The sequence below is a fragment of the Rhodobacter capsulatus genome (genome assembly GCF_052363185.1).
Lineage (GTDB): Bacteria > Pseudomonadota > Alphaproteobacteria > Rhodobacterales > Rhodobacteraceae > Rhodobacter > Rhodobacter capsulatus_E.
Genome location: NZ_CP198955.1, coordinates 3,135,921 through 3,155,731, shown reverse-complemented (window position 1 = coordinate 3,155,731; position 19,811 = coordinate 3,135,921). Strand labels below are relative to the sequence as shown.

Below are 19,811 nucleotides of genomic sequence, written 5' to 3'. Positions count from 1 at the left end.
TTCAGCCGTGATCGGCGAAGGTCTTCTGCAGCCCGCCCTGCCAGAAGCCTTCGTCGGCCAGCACCTCGATGAACCGCTCTGCCGCCCGGCCCTCGCCAAAGGCGGTGTGGGGCGGATAGCGCTTGCCCCATTCGGCCGCCAGAAACGCACCGATCTTGCCGCGCTCGGCAGCGTCCGCCGAAAACAGCGACGGCGCCTCGGCCCGGTTCGTCTGCCGCGTGCCGATGTCGAGCGAGGGGATGCCCAGAAACGGCGCCTCCCGCACTCCGGCGCTCGAATTGCCGACCAGACAGGCGGCGTGTTTCATCAACTCGGAAAAATGCGCAAACCGCATCGAGGGGATCAGCCGGAACCGCTCCCGCGGCAGCTTTTCCAGCACCGCAAAGATCTCGCGCGAGCCCGGATCGTTGTTCGGCGCGATGACGACGAAATTCCGCCCCGAGGCCACCAGCGCCCCGAACAGATCCGCCGCCTGCCGCCCCATCGTCGCGGCTTCGGACGTGACCGGGTGGAACAAGGTCACCCCGTAATCGTCAAACGGAATGTCATACCGCTTCAGCACCTCGGGCAGGGTCACCCCCGAGGGCCGGGCGTGGAAATCAAGCTCTGGCGAGCCGATCACATGGATCTTTTCGGCAGGCTCGCCCAGCGTCATCACCCGCTTCGCCGCCGCCTCGGAGGAGACGAAATGACAGGCGGCCAGCTTGGTGTTGCAATGGCGGAACACCTCGTCGATCGTGCCCGAGACCTCGCCGCCCTCGATATGGGCCGAGCGGATGTAATTCGTGGCGCAGACCAAGGCGCAGGCGAGCGCCTCGATCCGGTCGCCGTGAAACACCACCAGATCGGGGCGCAATTCGGCGAAGATGTCGGAAAAGCCGATGATCGACTTGGCCAGGATCGTGTCCTGCGGGTCGCCCTCGCGCTGGTTGAGGAATTCATGCACGGTGGCGCCCTGCACGCGGTGCACCTCGATCTTGGTCAGGCCGTAGCGGTCCAGCATATGCATGCCGGTGACCAGAAACGACACCTTGAAGCCCCGATCGCGGGCGGCCAGCGCCAGCGGTTCGATCTTTCCGAAATCGGCACGGGTGCCGGTGACGAAGAGGATGTCGCGGGTCATGCCGGGCTGTCTCTCCTGCGCTGTTCGGGTCGCCATTACATTGCTTGTGCCCCCGGCGGAAGGGTTATAATGCGGCAGAGGCTCGGCAGAGGGGAGAGCAGGATGGATCGCGTCGTTCTGTGCATGAAATGGGGGACGCTTTACGGCCCCGATTATGTGAACGTGCTTTACAACGCCGTGCGGGCGCATCTGCCCGGGCCGTTCCGCTTCGTCTGCCTGACCGATGATGCGACCGGGATCGACCCGGGGGTCGAATGCTTCCCGGTGCCGGACTTCGGTCTGCGCCCCGATCTGTGGATGATCGGCGGCTGGCCGAAGATCGGGGTGTTTCAGCGCGATCTTTACGGGCTGCGCGGGCGGGCGCTGTTCATTGATCTCGACATGATGATCCTGTCGGATCTGACGCCCTTCTTCGAGCATCCCGCCCCGTTCATCGCCACCGACATGGGCGCGAACTGGAAGCCGCGGGCGGGCAAGGGCCCCGAGGAGCCGGGCACCTGCCTGTTCGCCTTTACCCTGGGCGCCGAGCCGCAGATCTATGAGCGTTTCAACGAGGATCGCAACGGCAACGCCCATCGTTTCGGGCTGGAACAGAATTGCGTTGCGGCTTTCGCGAATTCCATCACCTGCTGGCCTGCCGACTGGGTGATCAGCTTCAAGCGCCACCTGCGCCCGCCGGCGCTTCTGGGGGCGGTGCTGCCGGTGCGGCGCCCGCCCGCCAGCGCCAAGGTGCTGGCCTTCCACGGTCGGCCGCGGCCGCTCGATCTGATCCGCAAGGGCTGGTGGGGCGAGCTGCCCAATATCGGCCGCGGTCCGGTGGGCTGGATGCGGGATTACTGGCTGCGCTACGGCGGAAACTGAGCCTTCAGCGCCGCTTGCCCGGCCCTTCGGCCCTTGCGACCATCGCCGCGATCTCGGCGCGGATTTCGGCCGGGGGGGCGGCCACCACCCCATCTTCCAGCGCGCGCAGATAGGCAGCGCGCATGTTCGTAAAAATCGGCTCGCTGCTTTTCTTCATGAAGGCGGTGCCGAAAATATGGTCATTGGCAAAGGGGAAGCAGGCGTTGAAGCGCTTGCGGTTCACCGTGCGGCGGATGTGTTCCAGCACCTCTTCGCGCCAACCGGGGCTGGCCGGGTTCAGTGCCGCGATGCGCCGGGCCGCCTTGATCCGGTCGGCATCGGCATAGGCGGCATAGCTCAGGGTCTGGCGCAGAAAGGCATCGTCCTTTTCGCGCAGCCGCTGCAGGAAGGCTTCGCGGCGCGAATAGGCATCGAGCTTCAGCCCCGCCGCCGCCATCCGCCGCGAAAAGCCGATCTCGCCGAATTTGATCGTATGCGGCTTGTAATCGGTCATCTTGTAATCGCGCCAGAACGCCTGAAAGGCCGGATGATCCCAGGCGCTGCGGCGGATCAGGTAGAAATAGCTTTCCACATGGCTGCGCGTGCTCGGCCTGCCGCCGTTGGTATCATGGATCACCTTTTCGTCATGCAGCAGCCCGCAGATGTCGGCCGCGGCAAAATGCGTCTCGATCTGCGTCAAGAGATCGGTCCGCATCGGCGCCCAGATGCTGTCGTTCATCACGATCAGCCGCTCGGGGCGGACGCCGTCGCGGTTCAAAAGCCGGATCGCATCCTGATAACCGCCGAAATCATAGCCGAAATTCGGCCGCTCCAGCAGGCTCCAGCACAGATCGAGCAGGCGTTCCCGGTCGGTGTCGGACACCGGGCAGTTGAGCACAAGGAAGGGCGCATAGCCCTCGGAGATCAGCCAGTTGCAGGTCGCAATCGCCGAAGGGGAAATGCCATCCGGTTGATAGATCAGGAAAATCGCGATCCGCTCGCCTGCAGGCAACCGCCCCGCATGGCGTTTCGTCACGCGGTCGAAATCGCGCAGATAGGCGTCACGGCGCGCGGGCTCGCGCAGGCGCCCGGGCAGCGAGGCAAGGGTATTCGGGAGTTGCAGGATCTGATCCTTGATGCGGTTCAGCTCACGCTTGATTTTCCAGGCGGGGACCATGCTGAAAACTCCTTCGAAAAACGGACTGGAACTGGCCCGGTTTACCCTCCTGCGGCGCGGAAGGAAAGCAAGCGGTGCCGCGCCAGCCAGATCAGCCGCCGGGCGTAATTCGCCAGCTTCTGCCGATAATGCGGCAGGCGCTTGTATTTCGGGAATTTCTTCGCCCCGGCCATGGCGGTGCCGGTGATGAAGCTTTCGCCCCGGTCGCGCGGCGGCGCGGTGAAGGGCTCAAGCCCCATCAGCCTTATGTCATGGTCGAAAAAGCGGTTCAGCTCGTGGTCATGGGCGCGGCGGATCGGATAGAACCGCTCGGCCAGCCGGGCGGCCACCGCGCGTTTGATCAGATAGCAGCCGTTGCCGGTGAAGGGCCCCCAATAGGCCATCAGCGTGAAGGGGCCAAGCTGCGCCTGCGGCAGCCGCCCCTTGGCGCGGATGCAGGAAAACCGCAGGATGTCCCAGCGCGCGGCCATCGCCAGCCCCGCCGCCAGAGCCTGCGGGAAATCGGCGGTGAAGGTGACGTCATCTTCGCAGATCAGCACGATCTCGGGGCCCTCGGCGCCGATCTGGCGCCAAAGCTCGACATGCGAGGCATAGCAGCCCATGTGCCCGGCCGAAATCGGCGCCCCCATGTTGCGATGCCAGGCGGCCAGATCGGTGCGGCCCAGCAGCTCTGTTTCGCGGGCGGCACCGTCGATGCCCTTGAAGAGCGTGTAGCGCATCCCGATCCGGGCGAATTCCTGCGCCACCTGCGCCTGCCGCGCCGTCGCGCGGGCGAGCGAGATCACCTGAACCGGCAGATCGGGCAGGGGGGCGGTCACGCCAGATCGCTCCATTTCAGCTGGGTGTTGCGGGGCAGGGCGCGGGTGGTGCGCTTGCCCACCACCTTGTCAAAGTCATAACCCGCGATCTCGCCCGAGCCGGGGCGGCGGGCCCAGATGTCGGCCTCGGTGATCAGATGGCCCGCGGGCAGGTCGCGATCCGCCACGACCGAGGCCCGGGCGAAGCGATAGACCGGCTCCTCGGCCGCGGTGCGTTCCTTGGGGTTGCGGCTTGCGATCCAGATTTCCTTTGACCGATCAATCAGATGGCGCAGCTCCGACGGGTCCATCGAATTGATGATGTCTGGGCCGACCCGATAGCGCGTGTCGGTGTAGTGCCGTTCCAGAATGCAGGCGCCCAAGGCGACCGAGGCCAGTGCCATTTCCGGCCCGATCGAGTGATCGGAAAAGCCCACCGGCACGCCCGGGAAGGCATCCTGCAGATCCTTCACCCCGCGCAGCGACACGATTTCGGGCGGGCTCGGGTAAAGGTTGGTGCATTCCAAAAGCGCGTATTCGACGCCCGCGGCCTGCAGGATCTCCACACTCGCCCGGATCGTCTCGATCGTCTGCATCCCCGTCGACAGGATCACCGGCTTGCCCAGCCGCGCGATGTGACGAATGAGCGGCAGGTTGTCCGCCTCGCCCGAGCCGATCTTGTAGGCCAAGACGCCGATGCTTTCCAGAAACTCCGCCGCCGCGCGCGAAAACGGCGTCGAGAGATAAATCATCCCCAGGCTTTCGGTGTAGCGCTTCAGCTCGATCTCGTCGTCTTGCGACAGGGCACAGCGCGCCATCACCTCCCAGATCGAAACATCGGCATTGGGCGGAAAGATCTGCTTCGCCTCGTCGGTCATCTCGTCTTCAAGAATGTGGGTCTGATGCTTGACGCATTCGCAGCCCGAGGCCGCGGCCAGACGCACCATTTCCTTCGCCACGGCCAGCGATCCGCCGTGGTTGATGCCAATCTCCGCAATCACCAGCGGCGGATGCTCCGGTCCGATCTTGCGCGTTCCGATCTGCATGGCCTGTCCCCTTCGCTGATGTCGCCCGAAGGCGATAGAACCCCGGGGCCCACCCGTCAAGCCGCGGGGCCAAAGCAAGGGGCGCCCGCAGGCGCCCCTATTTCGTCTCAGAACCCGGCCTTGATCTTTTCGAACTCGGCCAGCTGCTTTTCGCGCTGCTGCGGATCGTTCGGCACCTGCGGCAGGATCGGCGCATTGACCGGGCCGATGCCCGCGGTCACCTGTTCTTCCATCGGGATCGTTTCCATCGCCTTCAGGCTGGAATGGCCGTAGCCGATATTGTCCAGAAGCGCGCGGGCGGCTTCGGGGCGCAGCCAGGAGTTGATGAAATCATAGGCGCGGGCCTCGTCGCCGGGGCCGTCCTTCAGGTTCACATAGCCGCAGAAGAAGGTGGCCGAGCCTTCCTTGGCCTCGCGCTGGAAGGCGACCGGATAGTTTTCGTTGCGCAGCGCGGTGACGCCGTCGTTCCAAGACCAGGAGATCAGCACCTCGCCCGAGGCCATGGTCTGCGCCTGTTCGGCCGGGTCGGCCCAGTAGCTGAGCACGTTCTTGTGCGCCTCGCGCAGCCAGGCGGCGGCGGCGGCGAATTGCTCATCCGTGACCTTGGTCCAGTCGGTGACGCCGGTGGCCAGATAGGCCAGCGACCAGACGTCATCGGACGAATTCGGCAGCGAGATCCGGCCCTGATATTTCGGGTTCACGAAGACCTGCAGCGAGGCGACGTCTTCGGCCGGGACCTCTTCGGGGTTGTAGGCGATGGCGGCGGCACCCCAGTCGGTCGGGATGAACCAGACGCCCTTGTCATCCTTGAAGATCGGCGAATCGAGGTATTTCGGGTCGATATCGGCCAGAGCCGGGATCTTCGCCGGGTCCCAGGGTTCGATCAGCCCGGCGTCGCGATATTTCGACACCATCTGCGAACAGGGGTGGGCGACGTCCGCCTTGAAGCCCGAAGCGACCTTCTGATAGGCCTCGTCGTCATCGCCATAGAAGGAATAGGTCGGCGCGTCGCCGTGCTTGTCCTTGTAGGCCTGATAGAGGCCCTCGACCTCGAAACCGGCCCAGTCAAAGACCAGAAGGCCGGACTCGCCCGCCTTTGCGGGCAGCGACAAGGCCAGCGCAGCCGCGGCAGAGGCAAGCAGAAGCGATGATTTCTTCATGGTGGCGTTCCCCGTTGAGATTGGATTTGCCGAAACGCTAGACCGCGACCCGGCTCTGAACAAGTGAAACTTTTGCCGCCTGCGCGGCACGGCGCCCCCTTGCCGAAAGGCCTTGGCCGCCCCAGTTGGGGGGCATGCGTGATGACCCCCCGATCCTGCTCTGGTTGCGCCGCGATTTCCGGCTGAGTGACCATCCGATGCTTGCGGCCGCCTCTGCCTCGGGGCGGCCGGTGCTGGCGCTTTTCATCCTTGATCCGCTGGCCGAGGCCTATGGCGCGGCGCCGAAATGGCGGCTGGAACAGGCGCTTGCGGCCTTTGCCCCTGCGCTGGAAGCCTGTGGCGTGCCGCTTGTGCTGCGTCGCGGCCCGGCGCTGTCGGTGCTGCGGGAGGTTCTGGCGGAAAGCGGGGCGGGGGCGGTCTGGTGGAGCCGCGATCTGGACCCGGCGGCGATTGCCCGCGACACCGAGGTCAAGGCCGCGCTGCGGGCCGAGGGGCTGGAGGTGCGCTCTTTCGACGGGCAGCTGCTCTTTGCGCCCTGGGCGGTGAAGACCGGGCAGGGCGGTCCCTATCGCGTCTACACGCCCTACTGGAAGGCGGTGCGGGGGCTGCCGGTGGCGGCTCCGCTGCCGCCCGTCACCGCGCTGCGTCCCGGGCCGGTTTTGCGCGGCGAAAGCCTTGCGGCGCTGGGACTTGGGTTTGCGATGCGACGCGGGGGCGCGGTCGTGGCGAAATACGCCCGGGTGGGCGAAGCGGCTGCCCGGGCGCGGCTGGCGGCGTTCTTGCGCGAGGGCATCGAGACCTATCAGGCGCGGCGGGATTTTCTGGCCGAGAACGCCACCTCTGAGCTGTCGGAAAACCTCGCCTGGGGCGAGATCTCGCCCCGGGTGATCTGGCATGCCGGGGCCCGCGCGCTGGAGGAGGGGCGGGCGGGGGCCGAGACTTTCCTGAAGGAACTGGTCTGGCGCGAATTTGCCTGGCATCTGATGTTTCATTATCCGACGCTCGCCACGGCGAATTGGCGGCCGGATTGGGACAGCTTTCCTTGGGCGGGCGACAGTGCCGCGGCCGAGCGCTGGCGGCGCGGCCAGACTGGCGAGCCCGTCGTCGATGCCGCGATGCGGGAAATGTATGTGACCGGGCGGATGCACAACCGGGCGCGGATGATCGTCGCCTCGTATCTGACCAAGCATCTGCTGACCGACTGGCGCATCGGGCTGAAGTGGTTCGAAGACTGCCTGATCGACCACGATCCGGCGGCCAATGCGATGGGCTGGCAATGGGTGGCGGGCTGCGGCCCCGATGCCGCGCCCTATTTCCGCATCTTCAACCCGGCCAGCCAGGCCGAGAAATTCGACCCCGCGGGCGCCTATCGCCGCCGGTGGCTGGCCGAGGGCAACCGCCATGCGCCGCAGACGGCGCATGATTTCTTTGCCGCCGTGCCGAAATCCTGGGGGCTGGTGCCGGGGGCTGCCTTGCCGCCGCCGCTGATTGATCTGGGGGTCGGGCGGGACCGGGCGCTGGCCGCCTATGCGGCGCGGCCGAAACCGGAGCCGACAGCGGGCGCACCGGTCCGGCCCCGCCACGATTGATCCCGATTTGCGCCATATTTCTGGGCGATACAACGCTTTCATGCTGTGATGGCGTGTGTCGGTCGGAGGTGCGAGATGCAGAAAGTCGTCGTTCGTGACACCCAGATGGCCCTTCCCACGACGGCGAAGCTGTTCGGGGGGCTTGGGCTTGCAGCCACGGGGTTCATCGCCGCGGAGCTGATCCCCGGCAAGCTGCATCCGGGGGCGAGCCTGCACGGGCTGGCGCTGATGGCGACCTCTTTCGGGTTGGCGCTGGGCTGGCGGGTGATCGGGCGCAACCCGGGCCAGGGCCTGATCAAGGCGGCGGAACGCGGGCTGCATGCGGGGCTTTACCTGCTGCTTTGGACGACGCTGTTTCTGGGCGCGCTGCAGATGCTGCGCGACATGATCCGCGGGCGCTACGACAGCCCGAGCGAGGCGCTGCTGGACGTGCTGGCACAGGGCATGCGGCTGGGCGCCGAGGCGCTGCAGCCGGATGTGCTGGGCATGCTCTTTTGCGGGTCGGTGCTTTCCGCTATGCTGGCCGAATGGGCGTGGAAACGCTGGCACTAGGCCGCGCCCGAACCGAAAACGGGGCAGGGTCATTGCGCAAACTTTATTTCTTTTACGGCACCTTGGGGCATCCGCCGCTGCTGGCCGCGGTGTTGGGCCGGTCCCCGGAACTGGCGCCCGCCCGCGTCGAGGGCCATGAGATCCGGCATGCCTGCGACGATGCCGGAACCGAGCTGGGCTATCCGCTGCTCGTGCCGGGCCCCGCCGGGGTTGCGGGGGTGCTCGCCGAGGTGAGCGCGGCCGAGGAGGAGGTGCTCGACTGGTATGAAATCGGCTATCGCAAGGAGGTGCTGACGGTCACCGATGCGGCGGGGCAGGCGGTTGCGGCCTTGGCCTATCTGCCCGAGGATCGGCGCTGGACGCCGGGGCGGCTGTGGCGGCTTGAGGACTGGGCGGCCGAAAAGGGCGATCTGGCGACGCTGGCCGTGGCTGAGGTGATGGCCCTGCGCGGGCAGGTCTCGGCCGAGGCGGCGATTGCCCGCTATCCGATGATCCGCGTCCGGGCCGCCTCGCGGCTGCGCGCCGCCCTGCCGCGCCCGGCCAGCTTGCGGCGGACCGCGGCCGAGGGCGATGTGGTGATCGAGCGCCTGACCACGCCTTACGCGAAATTCTTCGCGGTCGAGGATTACCGGCTGCGGCATCGCCGCTTCGACGGGGGGATGAGCGCGGTGCTGGACCGCGCCGCCTTTGTTTCGGGCGATGCGACGGTGGTGCTGCCCTATGATCCGCGGCGCGACACCGTTTTGCTGGTCGAGCAGTTCCGCCCCGGGCCGCTTGCGCGCGGCGATGCCAACCCCTGGTCGCTGGAAACCGTTGCCGGGCGCGTCGATGCGGGCGAAACCCCCGAAGACGCCGCCCGCCGCGAGGCCGAGGAAGAGGCGGGCGTGACCTTGGGCCGTCTGATCGCGGCGCCGGCGCATTACCCCTCGCCGGGGGCGAAAAGCGAATATCTTTATTGCTATATCGGCCTGTGCGACCTGCCCGAGACCGGCCCCGGCCTTGGCGGTCTGGAGGCCGAAGGCGAGGACATCCGCAGCCACCGCATTCCCTTTGCGCAGATGATGGATCTCATCGACAGCGGCGAGATCGAGAACGGGCCCTTGATCGTGATCGCGCTCTGGCTGGCACGACTGCGCGAGGAGCTGCGCAAAACCGCCCTCGGGGCTTGAGGCGCCCCGGCTTGCCCTTTAGTCTTGCCCGACCGGGCCCATCGCCCCGGGACGAGGGAGAGACATGATCTGCAAGGACCTGGCCGCCGCCATCGGCAACACGCCGCTGCTCCGCCTGAAGAAGGCGTCCGAACTGACCGGCTGCGAGATCCTCGCCAAGGCCGAATTCATGAACCCGGGCCAGTCGGTCAAGGACCGGGCCGCGCTTTACATCATCCGCGACGCGATCGCGCGCGGCGCGCTGAAACCGGGCGGCACCATCGTCGAGGGCACGGCGGGCAATACCGGCATCGGTCTGGCGCTGGTTGGTGCGGCTATGGGCTTTCGCACCGTCATCGTGATCCCCGAGACGCAAAGCCAGGAGAAAAAGGACATGCTCCGGCTGGCCGGGGCCGAATTGGTGCAGGTGCCCGCGGCGCCCTATTCCAACCCGAACAATTATGTCCGCTATTCGGGCCGTCTGGCCGAGGCGCTGGCCGAGACCGAGCCGAATGGTGTCGTCTGGGCCAATCAGTTCGACAATACCGCCAACCGGCAGGCGCATCTGGAAACCACCGGCCCGGAAATCTGGGACCAGACCGGCGGCAAGGTCGATGGCTTTGTCTGCGCCGTGGGCTCGGGCGGCACGCTGGCGGGGGTGGGCCTTGCGCTGCAACCGAAGGGTGTGAAGATCGCGCTCGCCGACCCGGACGGCGCGGCGCTGCACAGTTTCTACACCACCGGCGTTCTGAAATCCGAGGGCAGCTCGATCACCGAGGGCATCGGGCAGGGGCGGATCACCGCGAACCTTGAGGGCTTCACCCCGGACATGAGCTTCAACATTTCGGACGCCGAGGCGCTGCCGGTGGTCTTCGACCTGCTGAGCGAAGAGGGGATCTGCGTCGGCGGGTCCTCGGGCGTCAATGTCGCGGGGGCGATCCGCATGGCCCGCGCGATGGGGCCGGGCCATACCATCGTCACCGTGCTGTGCGATTATGGCACCCGCTACATGTCGAAGCTGTTCAACCCCGAATTCCTGCATGCCAAGGGCCTGCCGGTGCCGGTCTGGCTGGATGGCCGCGGCCAGACCGTGCCGGAGGTGTTCGAGGGATGATCGCCCGCCTGTTGCTGCGCGTCCTGGTGCTGACGCTGGTCCTTGCGCTGCCCGTCGCGGCGCAAGGCGATAACGAACCGAATTACAAGGCCTTCACCAAGGCCTCCTCGCAGGTCGAGGAGGCCGTCGCCAAGGGCGAGATTTCCGACGCCCGGCTTTCGGACATGCGCGCCGAAATGGTGAAATGGCGCACCACCTTCACCGAGGCGCAGGGCACGAACGCGAGCCAGATCGAGACGCTGAAAAGCCAGATCGCGGCGCTGGGCCCGCCCCCCGCCGAGGGCACGCCGGAAGATCCGCTGATCGCCTCCCGACGCGAGGATCTGACCGCCAAGCTGTCGAAACTGCAGGCGCCGGGGATTTCGGCGACCGAGGCCGCAAGCCGGTCGGATGCGATCATCCGGGCCATCGACAAGCTGATCCGCGAACGGCAGGCGGACAAGCTGTTGCGGCTGTCGCCCTCGGTGGCCAATCCGGTGAACTGGCCTGCGGGGGCCTCGCTTCTGCGCTGGATGGGCGAATGGATCTATGAGGAAACCCATTGGCGTTTCACCCAGCCGGTGAATTACGAGACGGCGCGTGACAATGCGCCCCTGATCATCGGCCTGATCCTTGGCGCGCTTTTGCTGATTGCGCGGGGCGGGGCCTGGATGGCGCGGCTGACGCGCTGGCTTTTGACGAAAACCGCGATGCGCGGGCGCAATCTGATTTCCGGCATCGTCAGCTTCGGACAGGTGCTTTTGCCCACCGCGGGGGCGGTGATGGCGACGACGGCGCTGGAGAAGACGGCGCTGTTCGGGCCGATCCTGTCCTCGCTCTATATGCTCGCGCCGGGGATGCTGTTCGTCGTGCTGTCGGCGCGCTGGCTGGGCACGCGGGTCTTTCCGCCGCAAGCGGGCGAGGGGGTGATCACGCCCGGCGCCGAGGGGCGGGCCTATGCGCTGATGCTCGGCCTGGCCTTCATGGCGTTCCGACTGATCGAAATGTGGATCGAGCCCCGGGCCGAGGATTTTCTGGGCGGCGCGGGCGAGCTTGGCTCGGAACGCGCGGCCGATGTGGCGGCGCGGGCCGATGCGGCGCTCTCGGTGCTGCAGGTGCCGCTGCAGGTCTTTGCGGCGCTGGCCTTGTTCCGCATGGGGCAGCTTTTGCGCCGTCAGGGCAGTGGCGCGACCCTGGCCGAGGAAGAGGACGGCGCCTTCCGGCTGGGCCTTTTGCGCTGGCTGGGCAATGCGCTTTTGCTGATCGCGGTGGCCGGGCCGGCGCTGGGGGTGATCGGCTATGTCAGTGCCGCCAATGCGCTGATCTGGCCGGCCGTGCTGACGCTGGGGCTTTTTGCGCTGGTGATCACGCTGCAAAGCTTCCTGGCCGAGCTTTATGTGACCGTTTCCGGCCCCGAATCCCGCCGCGACGCGCTGTTGCCGGTGCTGGGCGGCTTCCTGCTGTCGCTGGCCTCGATGCCGGTTCTGGCGCTGATCTGGGGTGCGCGGGTCGAGGATCTGGTGGAACTCTGGACCTCGTTCCAGGCCGGGATCGCGGTGGGCGGCGTGCGGATTTCGCCGACCTCCTTCATCACCTTCGCCATCGTCTTCACCATCGGCTACACGCTGACGCGGATCTTTCAGGGCGCGCTCAAGGCCTCGATCCTGCCGCGCACGACGATCGACAAGGGCGGCCAGAACGCCATCGTCTCGGGGCTGGGCTATGTCGGCATCCTGCTGGCCGCGCTGATCGCGATTTCGACCGCGGGGATCGACCTGTCGTCGCTCGCCATCGTCGCCGGGGCGCTCTCGGTCGGCATCGGTTTCGGTCTGCAGACCATCGTGCAGAACTTCGTTTCGGGCATCATCCTTCTGGTTGAACGGCCGATTTCCGAAGGCGACTGGATCGAGGTCGGCGGCCGCCAGGGCATCGTGAAGAACATCTCGGTGCGCGCGACGATCATCGAGACCTTCGACCGCACCGATGTGATCGTGCCGAATGCCGATCTGATTTCGGGGGCGGTGACGAACTGGACGCGCGGCAACAAGACGGGTCGGCTGATCGTGCCGGTGGGGGTGGCTTATGGCAATGACACCCGCCGGATCGAGGCGATGCTGGCGGAAATCGCGCAGGCGCATCCGCTGGTGATGATGACGCCGCCGCCCTTTGCCGTTTTCACCGGCTTCGGGGCGGACAGTCTGAATTTCGAGATTCGCGCGATCCTGTCGGATGTGAACTTCAAGCTGCGGGTGCATTCCGAGATGAACCACCAGATCGCCGAGCGGTTTGCGCGCGAGGGGATCGAAATTCCCTTCCCGCAGCGCGACGTGTGGATTCGCAACCCCGAGGCGCTGCGCGCGGATTATGTGGCCCCGGCCGAGACGACGCAGGTCGGTCACGGCACGATTGCGGTGGTTCACCCGGCGCCGCCCGAGCGCGGCGAGGGGATCGTGACGCTTTCGGACAACGACGGCGCCGAGGAAGGCGACGATCGCTGAGGCGGTGTCAAGAGTGATCTCCCCCCTTGCGAGGGGGGAGATTTGCCGCTAAACCCGGCCGCGGACGGGTGGCCGAGTGGTCGAAGGCGCACGCCTGGAAAGTGTGTAGGCGGGGAACCGTCTCGTGGGTTCGAATCCCATCCCGTCCGCCACTTTCAGATGCTGAAGCCGTCCAAGGGCCCCGATTGGGGCCTTTTTTCTTTTTGTTTCAAAGGGCGTTGGCAAGGTCATCCGCCCTGCAGAGACTGAGCGGTTGACGGAGAATGGGTCTCCGAATGGTCTGCGTCTCTCTTCGAGCGCCCCTCGACGGCCACGGGACGGCGTAAAAAATCTTCGCATTTCCAATGAGTTGCCGCGTTCATGGGGTCGTCCCGTTCGCGAGATAATCCGGTGGCGGAGACTGACACGAAGGCGCAGGGCGGTCAGAAGGACGGTTCCGTGGCGGCCGATCACCAGGCCTTGGCGCTGGTGCATGGGGCCGGCGACAGCAGCGAGATCCCTGCCGGAAGTCTCTGATGACAAACAGACTTCGCGCCAATAGCCTGGCGCAATGTCGAACGGTCCCTGGACGGATGAAGAGAACGACCTGATCGTCGCGGATTACTTCGCGATGCTGGCAGACGACATCTCTACGCGCCGCTACAGCAAGGCCGAACACCGCCGCGCACTCCTCCCGCTCCTGAACGACCGGTCCGAGGGGTCCGTCGAGTTCAAGCACCAGAACATCAGTGCGGTGCTGAAGGGACTCGGCGAGGACTGGATCCCCGGGTACAAGCCCGCGTTCAACTTCCAGATGACCTTGGTGGATGCCGTGGCGCGGTGGCTGGCGTTGAACTCGGCCTGGCTCGGGCGCCAACCTGGCCTGCAACCCGCAGGCGGTTTGCGCGAGGCGGCGCAGATCTGGGTGGGGCCGCCGCCGACGCTGTCGAACCAGCCGCCGCCGCAGGAGCTGGAGCAGATGCTGCACATCGCCCGTAAGTTCGACGTGGCGGGCCGGGACGAACGCAACCGGGCCCTCGGACGCGCGGGCGAGGAACGTGTGCTGGCGCATGAACGGGCGTTTCTGCGCTCGGCAGGACGGGATGATCTGGCGCGCAAGGTGCGCTGGGTGTCGGAGGAGGATGGCGACGGCGCGGGCTACGACATCGCGAGTTTCGGGCCGGACGGCAGGGCACGGCTGATCGAGGTCAAGACGACGAACGGATGGGAGCGCACGCCCTTCCACATTACCCGCAACGAACTGGCCGTCGCCGACGAGCGTAGGTCGGAATGGCGTCTGTTCCGGCTCTGGAATTTCTCACGCGAGCCGAAGGCGTTCGAGCTGCATCCTCCGCTGGACGCGCATGTTTCGCTGACTGCGACCACGTTTCAGGCGAGCTTTCACTGAGCCTCAGTCGAACACCCGCTCCGGCTGTTCGTGCCAGGGCAGGGACGCGACATCGGTCAGTTTCAACAGGGTCACGGCGGGCACCTCGCGCTTGTAGACCAAGCGCTTGAGGACCCCCGGCGCGAGATAGGCGAGCCGCAGTTGTCGGCTGACATGGCGTTCGGCCAGCCCGACGGCTTTCGCCAGATCGGTGACGGTTGATGATCCAGCCCGGTTCCGAAGATCGAATGACGTCGGTGCCCATCTTGGACTGACGCCCCGCCAGTACCAGTCCGGAGAGACGGATGTACGCGGTCGCATATCCCGTTCGGGCGACGCATTCACGCGAACGGCGCTCTTCACTGCCGCCCACGTGATGCTGACCCGGTCACGGCAATGGACGGCGATCAGGGCATGGGGTGTGCGTATCGCACAGCGCAGCAATCTGAAGAAGGCCAAGATCGCCGTCGCGAGGAAACTGGCAGTGATCAAGCCCATGACAGCCCTGCATCGATGATTTGCGCAGGGTTTGTGGAGATTTGGTGGAGGCCGCGTCTTCTTGACCTCTCAGGCGCCACCGACTGGACCTTTCCCCTTGATTGGGATGCAGCTTCCGGCTGCACCCCGATCGGACCCTTCGCAAAGGGATTGTTTTGAAAACCCCCGAAAGACTCGTTGCAAAATCTGCAAATCCAGCTATACAGGTTTCAGCGAAGTTTTTCTCGACCGCACCCTGTCTCCTTCATCGGCTTCAGTCTGCTCTCTCGTCTGACCAAGCCGAGCTGTCGCATTCTGCGGGCAGCATTCCCCTGAAGGAGTGATCACGATGGCCAATGGCACCGTGAAATGGTTCAACGCAACCAAAGGTTTCGGCTTTATCGCCCCGGCAAGCGGCACGAAGGACGTTTTCGTTCATGTGACCGCGCTGGAACGTGCGGGCCTCCGCGGCCTCAATGATGGCCAGGCTGTCTCGTTCGATCTCGAGCGGGACCGCAATGGCCGCGAGTCGGCCACGAATCTCGTCCTCGCCTGACATTCAGGCAAGATCGAAAGCGGGATCGGCCAGACGCTGGACCCGCTTTCCTGGCAACGTTGGAGATGCGATCCGCATCTCCTGTTTGCCGTTCAAGAAAGACCTACGGTTGATAGAAATTACCTGGGGGAAACCCCTGTCCTTCGTCATGTCTCCGGAGGGGGACGTGCAGAAATTCAGCACGATCGAACAAGTGAAATACTGGTTGCTGAAAAGATGGCCGATTGCCGACGAGGCGCGGTTGACGGCCCTGAAGCAGGTCGAAGCCGCCATGGACTGTCTGGTTCCTGTGGGGGTGGCGCGGCGTGCCTTTACCGCTGCGGCGCGATCGGCCGGTTTCGTGCCGGAAGACCTTGTCGGCTACACTGCCCGGCGCGCGGTCGAACACCCCGTCGGCTGCGCGTAACCCTTGCGCCGAGCGGGCCAGAAATCCCGCGCCGCACAGGGTCGTTTTCTGCTTCCAAATCTCGTGGTGCCGGTGGGAGAAATCGTCCTTCCGGGCCAGGTTGAAGCTTTCTCGACATCGGAGGTCCTCATGTCTGGTCAAATGAGCAAGGCGCGGCAGCTTGCGGAAATCGCCTTCAACAAGACGCAATCGCAATTTCTGGAGCGCACGCGCGCGCTGCAGGAACAGGATACGGAAATCTCCGAACGTGCCGCCAAAACCCTGCGACTGAGAACGGAACGTCTCGAACGAGAACAGGCCGGAAAGTCCATTGCCGTTCTGCGCACCAAAAACACCGCATGACCCCGACCGGCTGATCCGGATCGGCGTCATCCCCCGCCAAAGGACATCGAATGTTGAGACCCAAGGACTACGCGGATCGCAGAAGCGACGCGATCTCTGCCAAAGCGGCGCTGCTGGCGAAATTCAAATGCGCGACGACCGCGCCTGATCTGGCCGAAAAGCTGGCAGCACGTGCCGAGGTGGCACGGCTGCGCAACGCACGGCACGCCGCGCGCGACGCGGAGAAGTTGAAAGCGCAAGAGAGTGCCGCCGCCGAAGCCGCCGCAATTGCCGAGGCAGAGGCGCAGCGCAAAGCCGCCAAAGCCGCAACCCTCGAGGCGGGCAAATTGGCGCAGGCGCGCCGCATTGCGCTGGTGCTCTCCGATGACGCTGCCCGCAAGGCCGCCCGGGACCTGCGCTATGCAAAGCGCAAGGCGGCGCAACGGGTCGCCTGATCCCACGGCTTTTAACCGGGATACAGTTCCACGCAGTTGAGATTGTAAGAAAGCGCCCCAAATAACGCCCCGATGACGGCCCCGGAAAGAACCGCGACAAGCGCAAGGGGCCGTCTGCCGCGTCTTGCCAATCCGGCACCCAGGGCCAGGCCGATCAGGAAAGACACCCAGCCATAGGGGTCGAACAGCGTTGATTGCAGGCATTCGGCGTAAGCTGTCATCGCTCGGTTCCTTTGCACAATGGCTTGCAACATGTCCCGGTGGCGCGACCCTGCGCAGGGTCTGGCCGCCAGCCCAGCCGCGATCGCATTGCACCTTGTCGCGGGGCGTGGAAGGGTTCAAGGGCCACAGCCGAGAGGAAGTTGCGCGATGTTCGTCACGGCCCTGATGTTCGGGATGATGGTCCTGATCCTTTCCCTCCTGCTCCTGGGCGGATTTCCACCCCTTTACCGGCCCTTCGGCAAACTATCCGAAGCGGATCTCCGGCGCCTGATCCCGCATCTCTTCCTGATCTTCCCGGCGATGGCCGCCTTCGTGGTGTTCCATCGCCCGGTGCTTCTCCTCCTGCCCGCGGCGGTCGGGCTCTGGTGCGGTTGGCGCATCCGCCGCCTCATCGCCGCCGAGGGCGCCACGCTTCGCTTCGGACCGGCTTGGCCGATTTTCGCCCTCTCTCCGATGTTTGCCTTTGATCTTTGGACGCTGGGCGGCGCAACCGCCTTTGCCGCGCTCCGGATGCTGTGACCGCCCCGGCGCCGCCTGTCGCCTTGCACGCCCGAACCCGGTTACTGGCCACGCTTGCGCTGCCCTGACGCCTCTTTCCACCCGCACGGGGCCCGGATAGTCTGGCCGCATGACGAAGAAATATCCCCGCACCTTTCATCTGCCGATCTCGCCCGGCGCCAGCAGCGACGACAAGATCATGACCTCGCTCGAGGGGCTTGCCGTCGACGATCTGGTGATTTCTGAGAAGATGGATGGCGAGAACACCACGCTGCACCGCGGCGGGTGCCATGCCCGCAGCCCCGACAGCCGGGGCCACCCCTCGCGCGATTGGCTCAAGGCCTTTGCCGCGGGCATCACGCCGCAGCTGGCCGAGGGCGAGCGGATCGTCGGCGAGAACCTTTATGCCCGCCATTCGGTGGGTTACGACGCGCTGCCCGCGTGGTTTCTGGGCTTTGCCTGGATATTGGGCGACGAGGTGCAGCCATGGGATCTGACGCTCTTGCGGTTCGAGGAGCTGGGCATCACCCCGGTGCCGGTGCTCTGGCGCGGAGCGTTCCGCCCGGGGCTGTTCGAGACCATCGCGGCGGGGCTCGACCCCGACCGGCAGGAGGGCTTCGTCGCGCGCGTGGCAGCAGCCTTCGCCCTGGCCGAGATGCCGCGCCGGATGGGCAAATATGTCCGCGCGGGCCATGTGCAAAGCGAAACACACTGGATGCACGCCCCCCTTGTGCCGAACGGGCTGAAGGGCGCATGAGCCTCGGACGCGCCGCCCTGCATGACGATCACATCCACATCCAGTTGTGACGCCCGTTTGCCGCCCGACGCCCTGCTTGCTCAGCTGACGGGTTTGGCCAGCGAAGTCAGCCGCCGGTTCAGACCCACAATCGCAAGACAGAGCCCGGTGATCAGGCACAGGCCCAGGTCAGCCCAGTCCAGCTCGGCAAAACCGCCATTGAGTTTCGCAAAGCCAAAGCCGACGCAGAGCGTGGTCAGAAAATTGACGGCGCTTTGTGACGAGGCCGATTTCGGGATCAGCAGCGAAAATCCCGTGAACGCGATCACCACGGCCGCGCGCAGGCCCCAGTCGAGCCCCTCCGACAGGCTGATGCCGCCCTGGCCCACATTCTCCAGCGTGGTCCGAACAAGGTCCGGGTCGTCGGAGAAAAGATCGCGCAGAAACACGCCCGATTGCCGATGAAGTTCCCTCCGCAGCGGTGCCGTGGCAAGGTGAAGCCCAATCGCCAGCGCGATCGGCAGGAAGAACAACAGCAGATGTCGAAAGACAAAACCCATCTTGCCCCCCGGGCGGCTCAGCCAGGCGCGTCGATCACCGCCGCCAGCTTCCTCACATCGGCACCATAGAACCCGGCGGCATTGATGCAATTCGTTTCCAGGAGTTTCAAGCCGGTCTCGATGCGGCAGATATCCATGACATAGGCCGTCGCATAGCCCGGGTCCGCCGAGCAAGATCTTGGGCAAAGGCCAAGGCCTCCGCGTCGATCTCGGGCCGACAGGTCACCCGGTCGCCTTCCCTGTAACGCGAAAAGGTAACGACCTCATCCCGCAGGACCCAGATCCGCCATTCCTTCAAAATGCGCACCGGCGGCGTCAGCATCATCCGCGTCTCGGGGCGTAGCGCGTCCGGCGGGATCTCCTCGGGGTCGAGCGTCATCACCTTGCGGGCAATCTCGAGAATCTCGGACGCGGGGCGGACCTTGCCCGCCTGTTCCTTGCCATCCGCGACAGGGCGGAGGCACCAAAGCCGACCCGCATCGCCCAGTGCCCGTCGTCCAACCCCTCCGCGATCTCGCGCACAGTGAAGAACTTCGCCCCGCCTGACCTGATGCGGAAACACTGCATCGAGGACCTTTCGACCGCGGTGTGGCTGGAACTGATCGCCATCCGGGGCAGCGCGGCGCTGGGGCCGGTTCCGGCAAAGCCGATCCCGCCCGCGCCGCCGAAACCGAGCGCGACCGTTTTTGATCTGACCGCCTGCCGTCGTGCGCGGGGGGCAGCATGAGCCGCCCGAACCCGGAAGCGCGCAGGGGTTTCGAGATCGACGGCGCGGACGTGCCCCCGACGATGGACGCCGCATGGATCACCCGGCCCGAGTTGCCCGCGTGGGCCACATCGGCGGAATGGCACCTTGACGACCGCGAGGCCCTGCTGGCCGCCGGGCCGGTCGCTGTCGGATCGGCGCTGGCTCGGCTGGTCGAGTGGGGTGGCCTGGGCGCTGATCGCGAGGTCAGGGAGGTGGCGGCACTGGTTCGAAGGCGATTTGGGCCAGCACGATCACCTCGATTTCTGCTTGGGCCTTCGTCCTCGGGACGGGCGGCGCCCGCTGGCCTTCTCAGCCAAGCTCGCCGAACGCGACCGACTGGTGATCGACCTTTCCCGGCAGGTACCCTATCGCGAAATGACTGCCAGCGCCGCCGCCAAGGCGCTCCGAACGGCGTGCGCCCGATACGAAAGCCCCCGCTGGCC

At 65.7% G+C, this 19,811-nt stretch carries 23 protein-coding genes, 1 tRNA gene and 1 pseudogene; 17 read left to right on the top strand and 8 right to left on the bottom strand.

From position 1 onward, the window contains the following. Position 1: 1 nt before the first annotated feature. Positions 2-1,123, bottom strand: coding sequence for a UDP-N-acetylglucosamine 2-epimerase (gene neuC, locus ACTTAG_RS15435; RefSeq protein WP_444463099.1), 1,122 nt, complete (start codon positions 1,121-1,123; stop codon positions 2-4). A 102-nt stretch (positions 1,124-1,225) separates the two neighbouring features. On the opposite strand from neuC, the gene ACTTAG_RS15430 reads away from it, so the two are divergent. Next, complete coding sequence (locus ACTTAG_RS15430) at positions 1,226-1,984, top strand: hypothetical protein (RefSeq protein WP_444463098.1); 759 nt, start codon at positions 1,226-1,228, stop codon at positions 1,982-1,984. 4 nt (positions 1,985-1,988) lie between these two features. Here the strand turns inward: ACTTAG_RS15430 and ACTTAG_RS15425 are convergent, their stop codons facing one another. The 4 genes from ACTTAG_RS15425 to ACTTAG_RS15410 form a co-directional block, all read right to left on the bottom strand. Further along, positions 1,989-3,140: a rhamnan synthesis F family protein gene (locus ACTTAG_RS15425; RefSeq protein ID WP_444463097.1), complete on the bottom strand. Its 1,152-nt coding sequence runs from the start codon at positions 3,138-3,140 to the stop codon at positions 1,989-1,991. A gap of 41 nt (positions 3,141-3,181) precedes the next feature. Beyond that, positions 3,182-3,958 carry a glycosyltransferase family 25 protein gene (locus tag ACTTAG_RS15420; RefSeq protein ID WP_444463096.1) on the bottom strand — a complete coding sequence of 259 codons (777 nt, stop codon included), beginning with the start codon at positions 3,956-3,958 and terminating at the stop codon, positions 3,182-3,184. Next, a complete protein-coding gene (locus ACTTAG_RS15415; protein ID WP_444463095.1) occupies positions 3,955-4,983 on the bottom strand; it encodes an N-acetylneuraminate synthase family protein in 1,029 nt (342 codons plus the stop codon). Before ACTTAG_RS15415 ends, ACTTAG_RS15420 begins: the two co-directional genes overlap by 4 nt. Before the next feature lie 107 nt (positions 4,984-5,090). Then, positions 5,091-6,143 (bottom strand): extracellular solute-binding protein, encoded by a 1,053-nt coding sequence (locus tag ACTTAG_RS15410; protein WP_444463094.1) that lies wholly within the window; start codon positions 6,141-6,143, stop codon positions 5,091-5,093. 134 nt (positions 6,144-6,277) lie between these two features. On the opposite strand from ACTTAG_RS15410, the gene ACTTAG_RS15405 reads away from it, so the two are divergent. The 13 genes and pseudogenes from ACTTAG_RS15405 to ACTTAG_RS15345 all read left to right on the top strand — a co-directional run bounded on the left by ACTTAG_RS15405 (position 6,278) and on the right by ACTTAG_RS15345 (position 16,604). Continuing rightward, positions 6,278-7,732, top strand: a complete 1,455-nt coding sequence (locus tag ACTTAG_RS15405) for a cryptochrome/photolyase family protein (protein ID WP_444463093.1) — start codon at positions 6,278-6,280, stop codon at positions 7,730-7,732. 75 nt (positions 7,733-7,807) lie between these two features. Next, positions 7,808-8,284 (top strand): TrgA family protein, encoded by a 477-nt coding sequence (locus ACTTAG_RS15400; protein WP_444463092.1) that lies wholly within the window; start codon positions 7,808-7,810, stop codon positions 8,282-8,284. Positions 8,285-8,316: 32 nt separating this feature from the next. Next, positions 8,317-9,453 carry an NUDIX domain-containing protein gene (locus tag ACTTAG_RS15395; RefSeq protein ID WP_444463091.1) on the top strand — a complete coding sequence of 379 codons (1,137 nt, stop codon included), beginning with the start codon at positions 8,317-8,319 and terminating at the stop codon, positions 9,451-9,453. 64 nt (positions 9,454-9,517) lie between these two features. After that, entirely contained in the window at positions 9,518-10,546 is a 1,029-nt protein-coding gene (locus tag ACTTAG_RS15390) for a cysteine synthase A (RefSeq protein WP_444463090.1), read from the top strand. Then, complete coding sequence (locus ACTTAG_RS15385) at positions 10,543-13,023, top strand: DUF3772 domain-containing protein (protein WP_444463089.1); 2,481 nt, start codon at positions 10,543-10,545, stop codon at positions 13,021-13,023. Before ACTTAG_RS15390 ends, ACTTAG_RS15385 begins: the two co-directional genes overlap by 4 nt. A 62-nt stretch (positions 13,024-13,085) precedes the next feature. Beyond that, positions 13,086-13,175: transfer RNA gene (locus ACTTAG_RS15380), tRNA-Ser, on the top strand. 238 nt (positions 13,176-13,413) lie between these two features. Next, positions 13,414-13,539, top strand: coding sequence for a hypothetical protein (locus ACTTAG_RS15375; RefSeq protein WP_444463088.1), 126 nt, complete (start codon positions 13,414-13,416; stop codon positions 13,537-13,539). Between the two features lie 34 nt (positions 13,540-13,573). Then, positions 13,574-14,410 (top strand): DUF3883 domain-containing protein, encoded by an 837-nt coding sequence (locus ACTTAG_RS15370; RefSeq protein ID WP_444463087.1) that lies wholly within the window; start codon positions 13,574-13,576, stop codon positions 14,408-14,410. Between the two features lie 172 nt (positions 14,411-14,582). After that, a pseudogene (locus ACTTAG_RS15365) lies at positions 14,583-14,906 on the top strand (transposase); the annotation flags it as partial. Between the two features lie 309 nt (positions 14,907-15,215). After that, positions 15,216-15,422, top strand: coding sequence for a cold-shock protein (locus ACTTAG_RS15360; RefSeq protein WP_444463086.1), 207 nt, complete (start codon positions 15,216-15,218; stop codon positions 15,420-15,422). 166 nt (positions 15,423-15,588) lie between these two features. Further along, positions 15,589-15,828 carry a DUF982 domain-containing protein gene (locus ACTTAG_RS15355; protein ID WP_444463085.1) on the top strand — a complete coding sequence of 80 codons (240 nt, stop codon included), beginning with the start codon at positions 15,589-15,591 and terminating at the stop codon, positions 15,826-15,828. Positions 15,829-15,957: 129 nt separating this feature from the next. Beyond that, complete coding sequence (locus ACTTAG_RS15350) at positions 15,958-16,170, top strand: hypothetical protein (protein WP_444463084.1); 213 nt, start codon at positions 15,958-15,960, stop codon at positions 16,168-16,170. A 50-nt stretch (positions 16,171-16,220) separates the two neighbouring features. Then, on the top strand, positions 16,221-16,604 hold the full coding sequence (locus ACTTAG_RS15345; protein ID WP_444463083.1) for a DUF6481 family protein: 384 nt from the start codon (positions 16,221-16,223) through the stop codon (positions 16,602-16,604). 11 nt (positions 16,605-16,615) lie between these two features. On the opposite strand, the gene ACTTAG_RS15340 is transcribed toward ACTTAG_RS15345, so the two are convergent. Beyond that, positions 16,616-16,825: a hypothetical protein gene (locus ACTTAG_RS15340; protein ID WP_444463082.1), complete on the bottom strand. Its 210-nt coding sequence runs from the start codon at positions 16,823-16,825 to the stop codon at positions 16,616-16,618. 148 nt (positions 16,826-16,973) lie between these two features. On the opposite strand from ACTTAG_RS15340, the gene ACTTAG_RS15335 reads away from it, so the two are divergent. Together ACTTAG_RS15335 and ACTTAG_RS15330 are read left to right on the top strand one after the other, a co-directional pair. Then, positions 16,974-17,345: a hypothetical protein gene (locus ACTTAG_RS15335; RefSeq protein ID WP_444463081.1), complete on the top strand. Its 372-nt coding sequence runs from the start codon at positions 16,974-16,976 to the stop codon at positions 17,343-17,345. A gap of 109 nt (positions 17,346-17,454) precedes the next feature. Continuing rightward, positions 17,455-18,081 carry an RNA ligase family protein gene (locus tag ACTTAG_RS15330; protein ID WP_444463080.1) on the top strand — a complete coding sequence of 209 codons (627 nt, stop codon included), beginning with the start codon at positions 17,455-17,457 and terminating at the stop codon, positions 18,079-18,081. 80 nt (positions 18,082-18,161) lie between these two features. Here the strand turns inward: ACTTAG_RS15330 and ACTTAG_RS15325 are convergent, their stop codons facing one another. Both ACTTAG_RS15325 and ACTTAG_RS15320 read right to left on the bottom strand, forming a co-directional pair. Then, on the bottom strand, positions 18,162-18,620 hold the full coding sequence (locus ACTTAG_RS15325) for a hypothetical protein (RefSeq protein ID WP_444463079.1): 459 nt from the start codon (positions 18,618-18,620) through the stop codon (positions 18,162-18,164). 106 nt (positions 18,621-18,726) lie between these two features. After that, the gene (locus ACTTAG_RS15320; protein ID WP_444463078.1) at positions 18,727-19,182 is read right to left on the bottom strand and encodes an ATP-grasp domain-containing protein; all 456 of its coding nucleotides are present in this window, start codon (positions 19,180-19,182) and stop codon (positions 18,727-18,729) included. Here ACTTAG_RS15320 and ACTTAG_RS15315 point away from each other — a divergent pair. Continuing rightward, on the top strand, positions 19,171-19,347 hold the full coding sequence (locus ACTTAG_RS15315; protein ID WP_444465290.1) for a hypothetical protein: 177 nt from the start codon (positions 19,171-19,173) through the stop codon (positions 19,345-19,347). The two genes, ACTTAG_RS15320 and ACTTAG_RS15315, sit on opposite strands and share 12 nt — an antisense overlap. Positions 19,348-19,811: the final 464 nt, after the last annotated feature.

Excerpts from the sequence above, each read along its gene's own strand:
- ACTTAG_RS15325 (WP_444463079.1), bottom strand. The coding sequence starts at position 18,620 with ATGGGTTTTGTCTTTCGACATCTGCTGTTGTTCTTCCTGCCGATCGCG.
- ACTTAG_RS15340 (WP_444463082.1), bottom strand. The coding sequence starts at position 16,825 with ATGACAGCTTACGCCGAATGCCTGCAATCAACGCTGTTCGACCCCTAT.
- ACTTAG_RS15430 (WP_444463098.1), top strand. The coding sequence starts at position 1,226 with ATGGATCGCGTCGTTCTGTGCATGAAATGGGGGACGCTTTACGGCCCC.
- ACTTAG_RS15390 (WP_444463090.1), top strand. The coding sequence starts at position 9,518 with ATGATCTGCAAGGACCTGGCCGCCGCCATCGGCAACACGCCGCTGCTC.
- ACTTAG_RS15335 (WP_444463081.1), top strand. The coding sequence starts at position 16,974 with ATGTTCGTCACGGCCCTGATGTTCGGGATGATGGTCCTGATCCTTTCC.
- neuC (WP_444463099.1), bottom strand. The coding sequence starts at position 1,123 with ATGACCCGCGACATCCTCTTCGTCACCGGCACCCGTGCCGATTTCGGA.
- ACTTAG_RS15400 (WP_444463092.1), top strand. The coding sequence starts at position 7,808 with ATGCAGAAAGTCGTCGTTCGTGACACCCAGATGGCCCTTCCCACGACG.
- ACTTAG_RS15330 (WP_444463080.1), top strand. The coding sequence starts at position 17,455 with ATGACGAAGAAATATCCCCGCACCTTTCATCTGCCGATCTCGCCCGGC.
- ACTTAG_RS15405 (WP_444463093.1), top strand. The coding sequence starts at position 6,278 with ATGCGTGATGACCCCCCGATCCTGCTCTGGTTGCGCCGCGATTTCCGG.
- ACTTAG_RS15315 (WP_444465290.1), top strand. The coding sequence starts at position 19,171 with ATGCGGAAACACTGCATCGAGGACCTTTCGACCGCGGTGTGGCTGGAA.
- ACTTAG_RS15415 (WP_444463095.1), bottom strand. The coding sequence starts at position 4,983 with ATGCAGATCGGAACGCGCAAGATCGGACCGGAGCATCCGCCGCTGGTG.
- ACTTAG_RS15345 (WP_444463083.1), top strand. The coding sequence starts at position 16,221 with ATGTTGAGACCCAAGGACTACGCGGATCGCAGAAGCGACGCGATCTCT.
- ACTTAG_RS15385 (WP_444463089.1), top strand. The coding sequence starts at position 10,543 with ATGATCGCCCGCCTGTTGCTGCGCGTCCTGGTGCTGACGCTGGTCCTT.
- ACTTAG_RS15410 (WP_444463094.1), bottom strand. The coding sequence starts at position 6,143 with ATGAAGAAATCATCGCTTCTGCTTGCCTCTGCCGCGGCTGCGCTGGCC.
- ACTTAG_RS15350 (WP_444463084.1), top strand. The coding sequence starts at position 15,958 with ATGTCTGGTCAAATGAGCAAGGCGCGGCAGCTTGCGGAAATCGCCTTC.
- ACTTAG_RS15425 (WP_444463097.1), bottom strand. The coding sequence starts at position 3,140 with ATGGTCCCCGCCTGGAAAATCAAGCGTGAGCTGAACCGCATCAAGGAT.
- ACTTAG_RS15370 (WP_444463087.1), top strand. The coding sequence starts at position 13,574 with ATGTCGAACGGTCCCTGGACGGATGAAGAGAACGACCTGATCGTCGCG.
- ACTTAG_RS15360 (WP_444463086.1), top strand. The coding sequence starts at position 15,216 with ATGGCCAATGGCACCGTGAAATGGTTCAACGCAACCAAAGGTTTCGGC.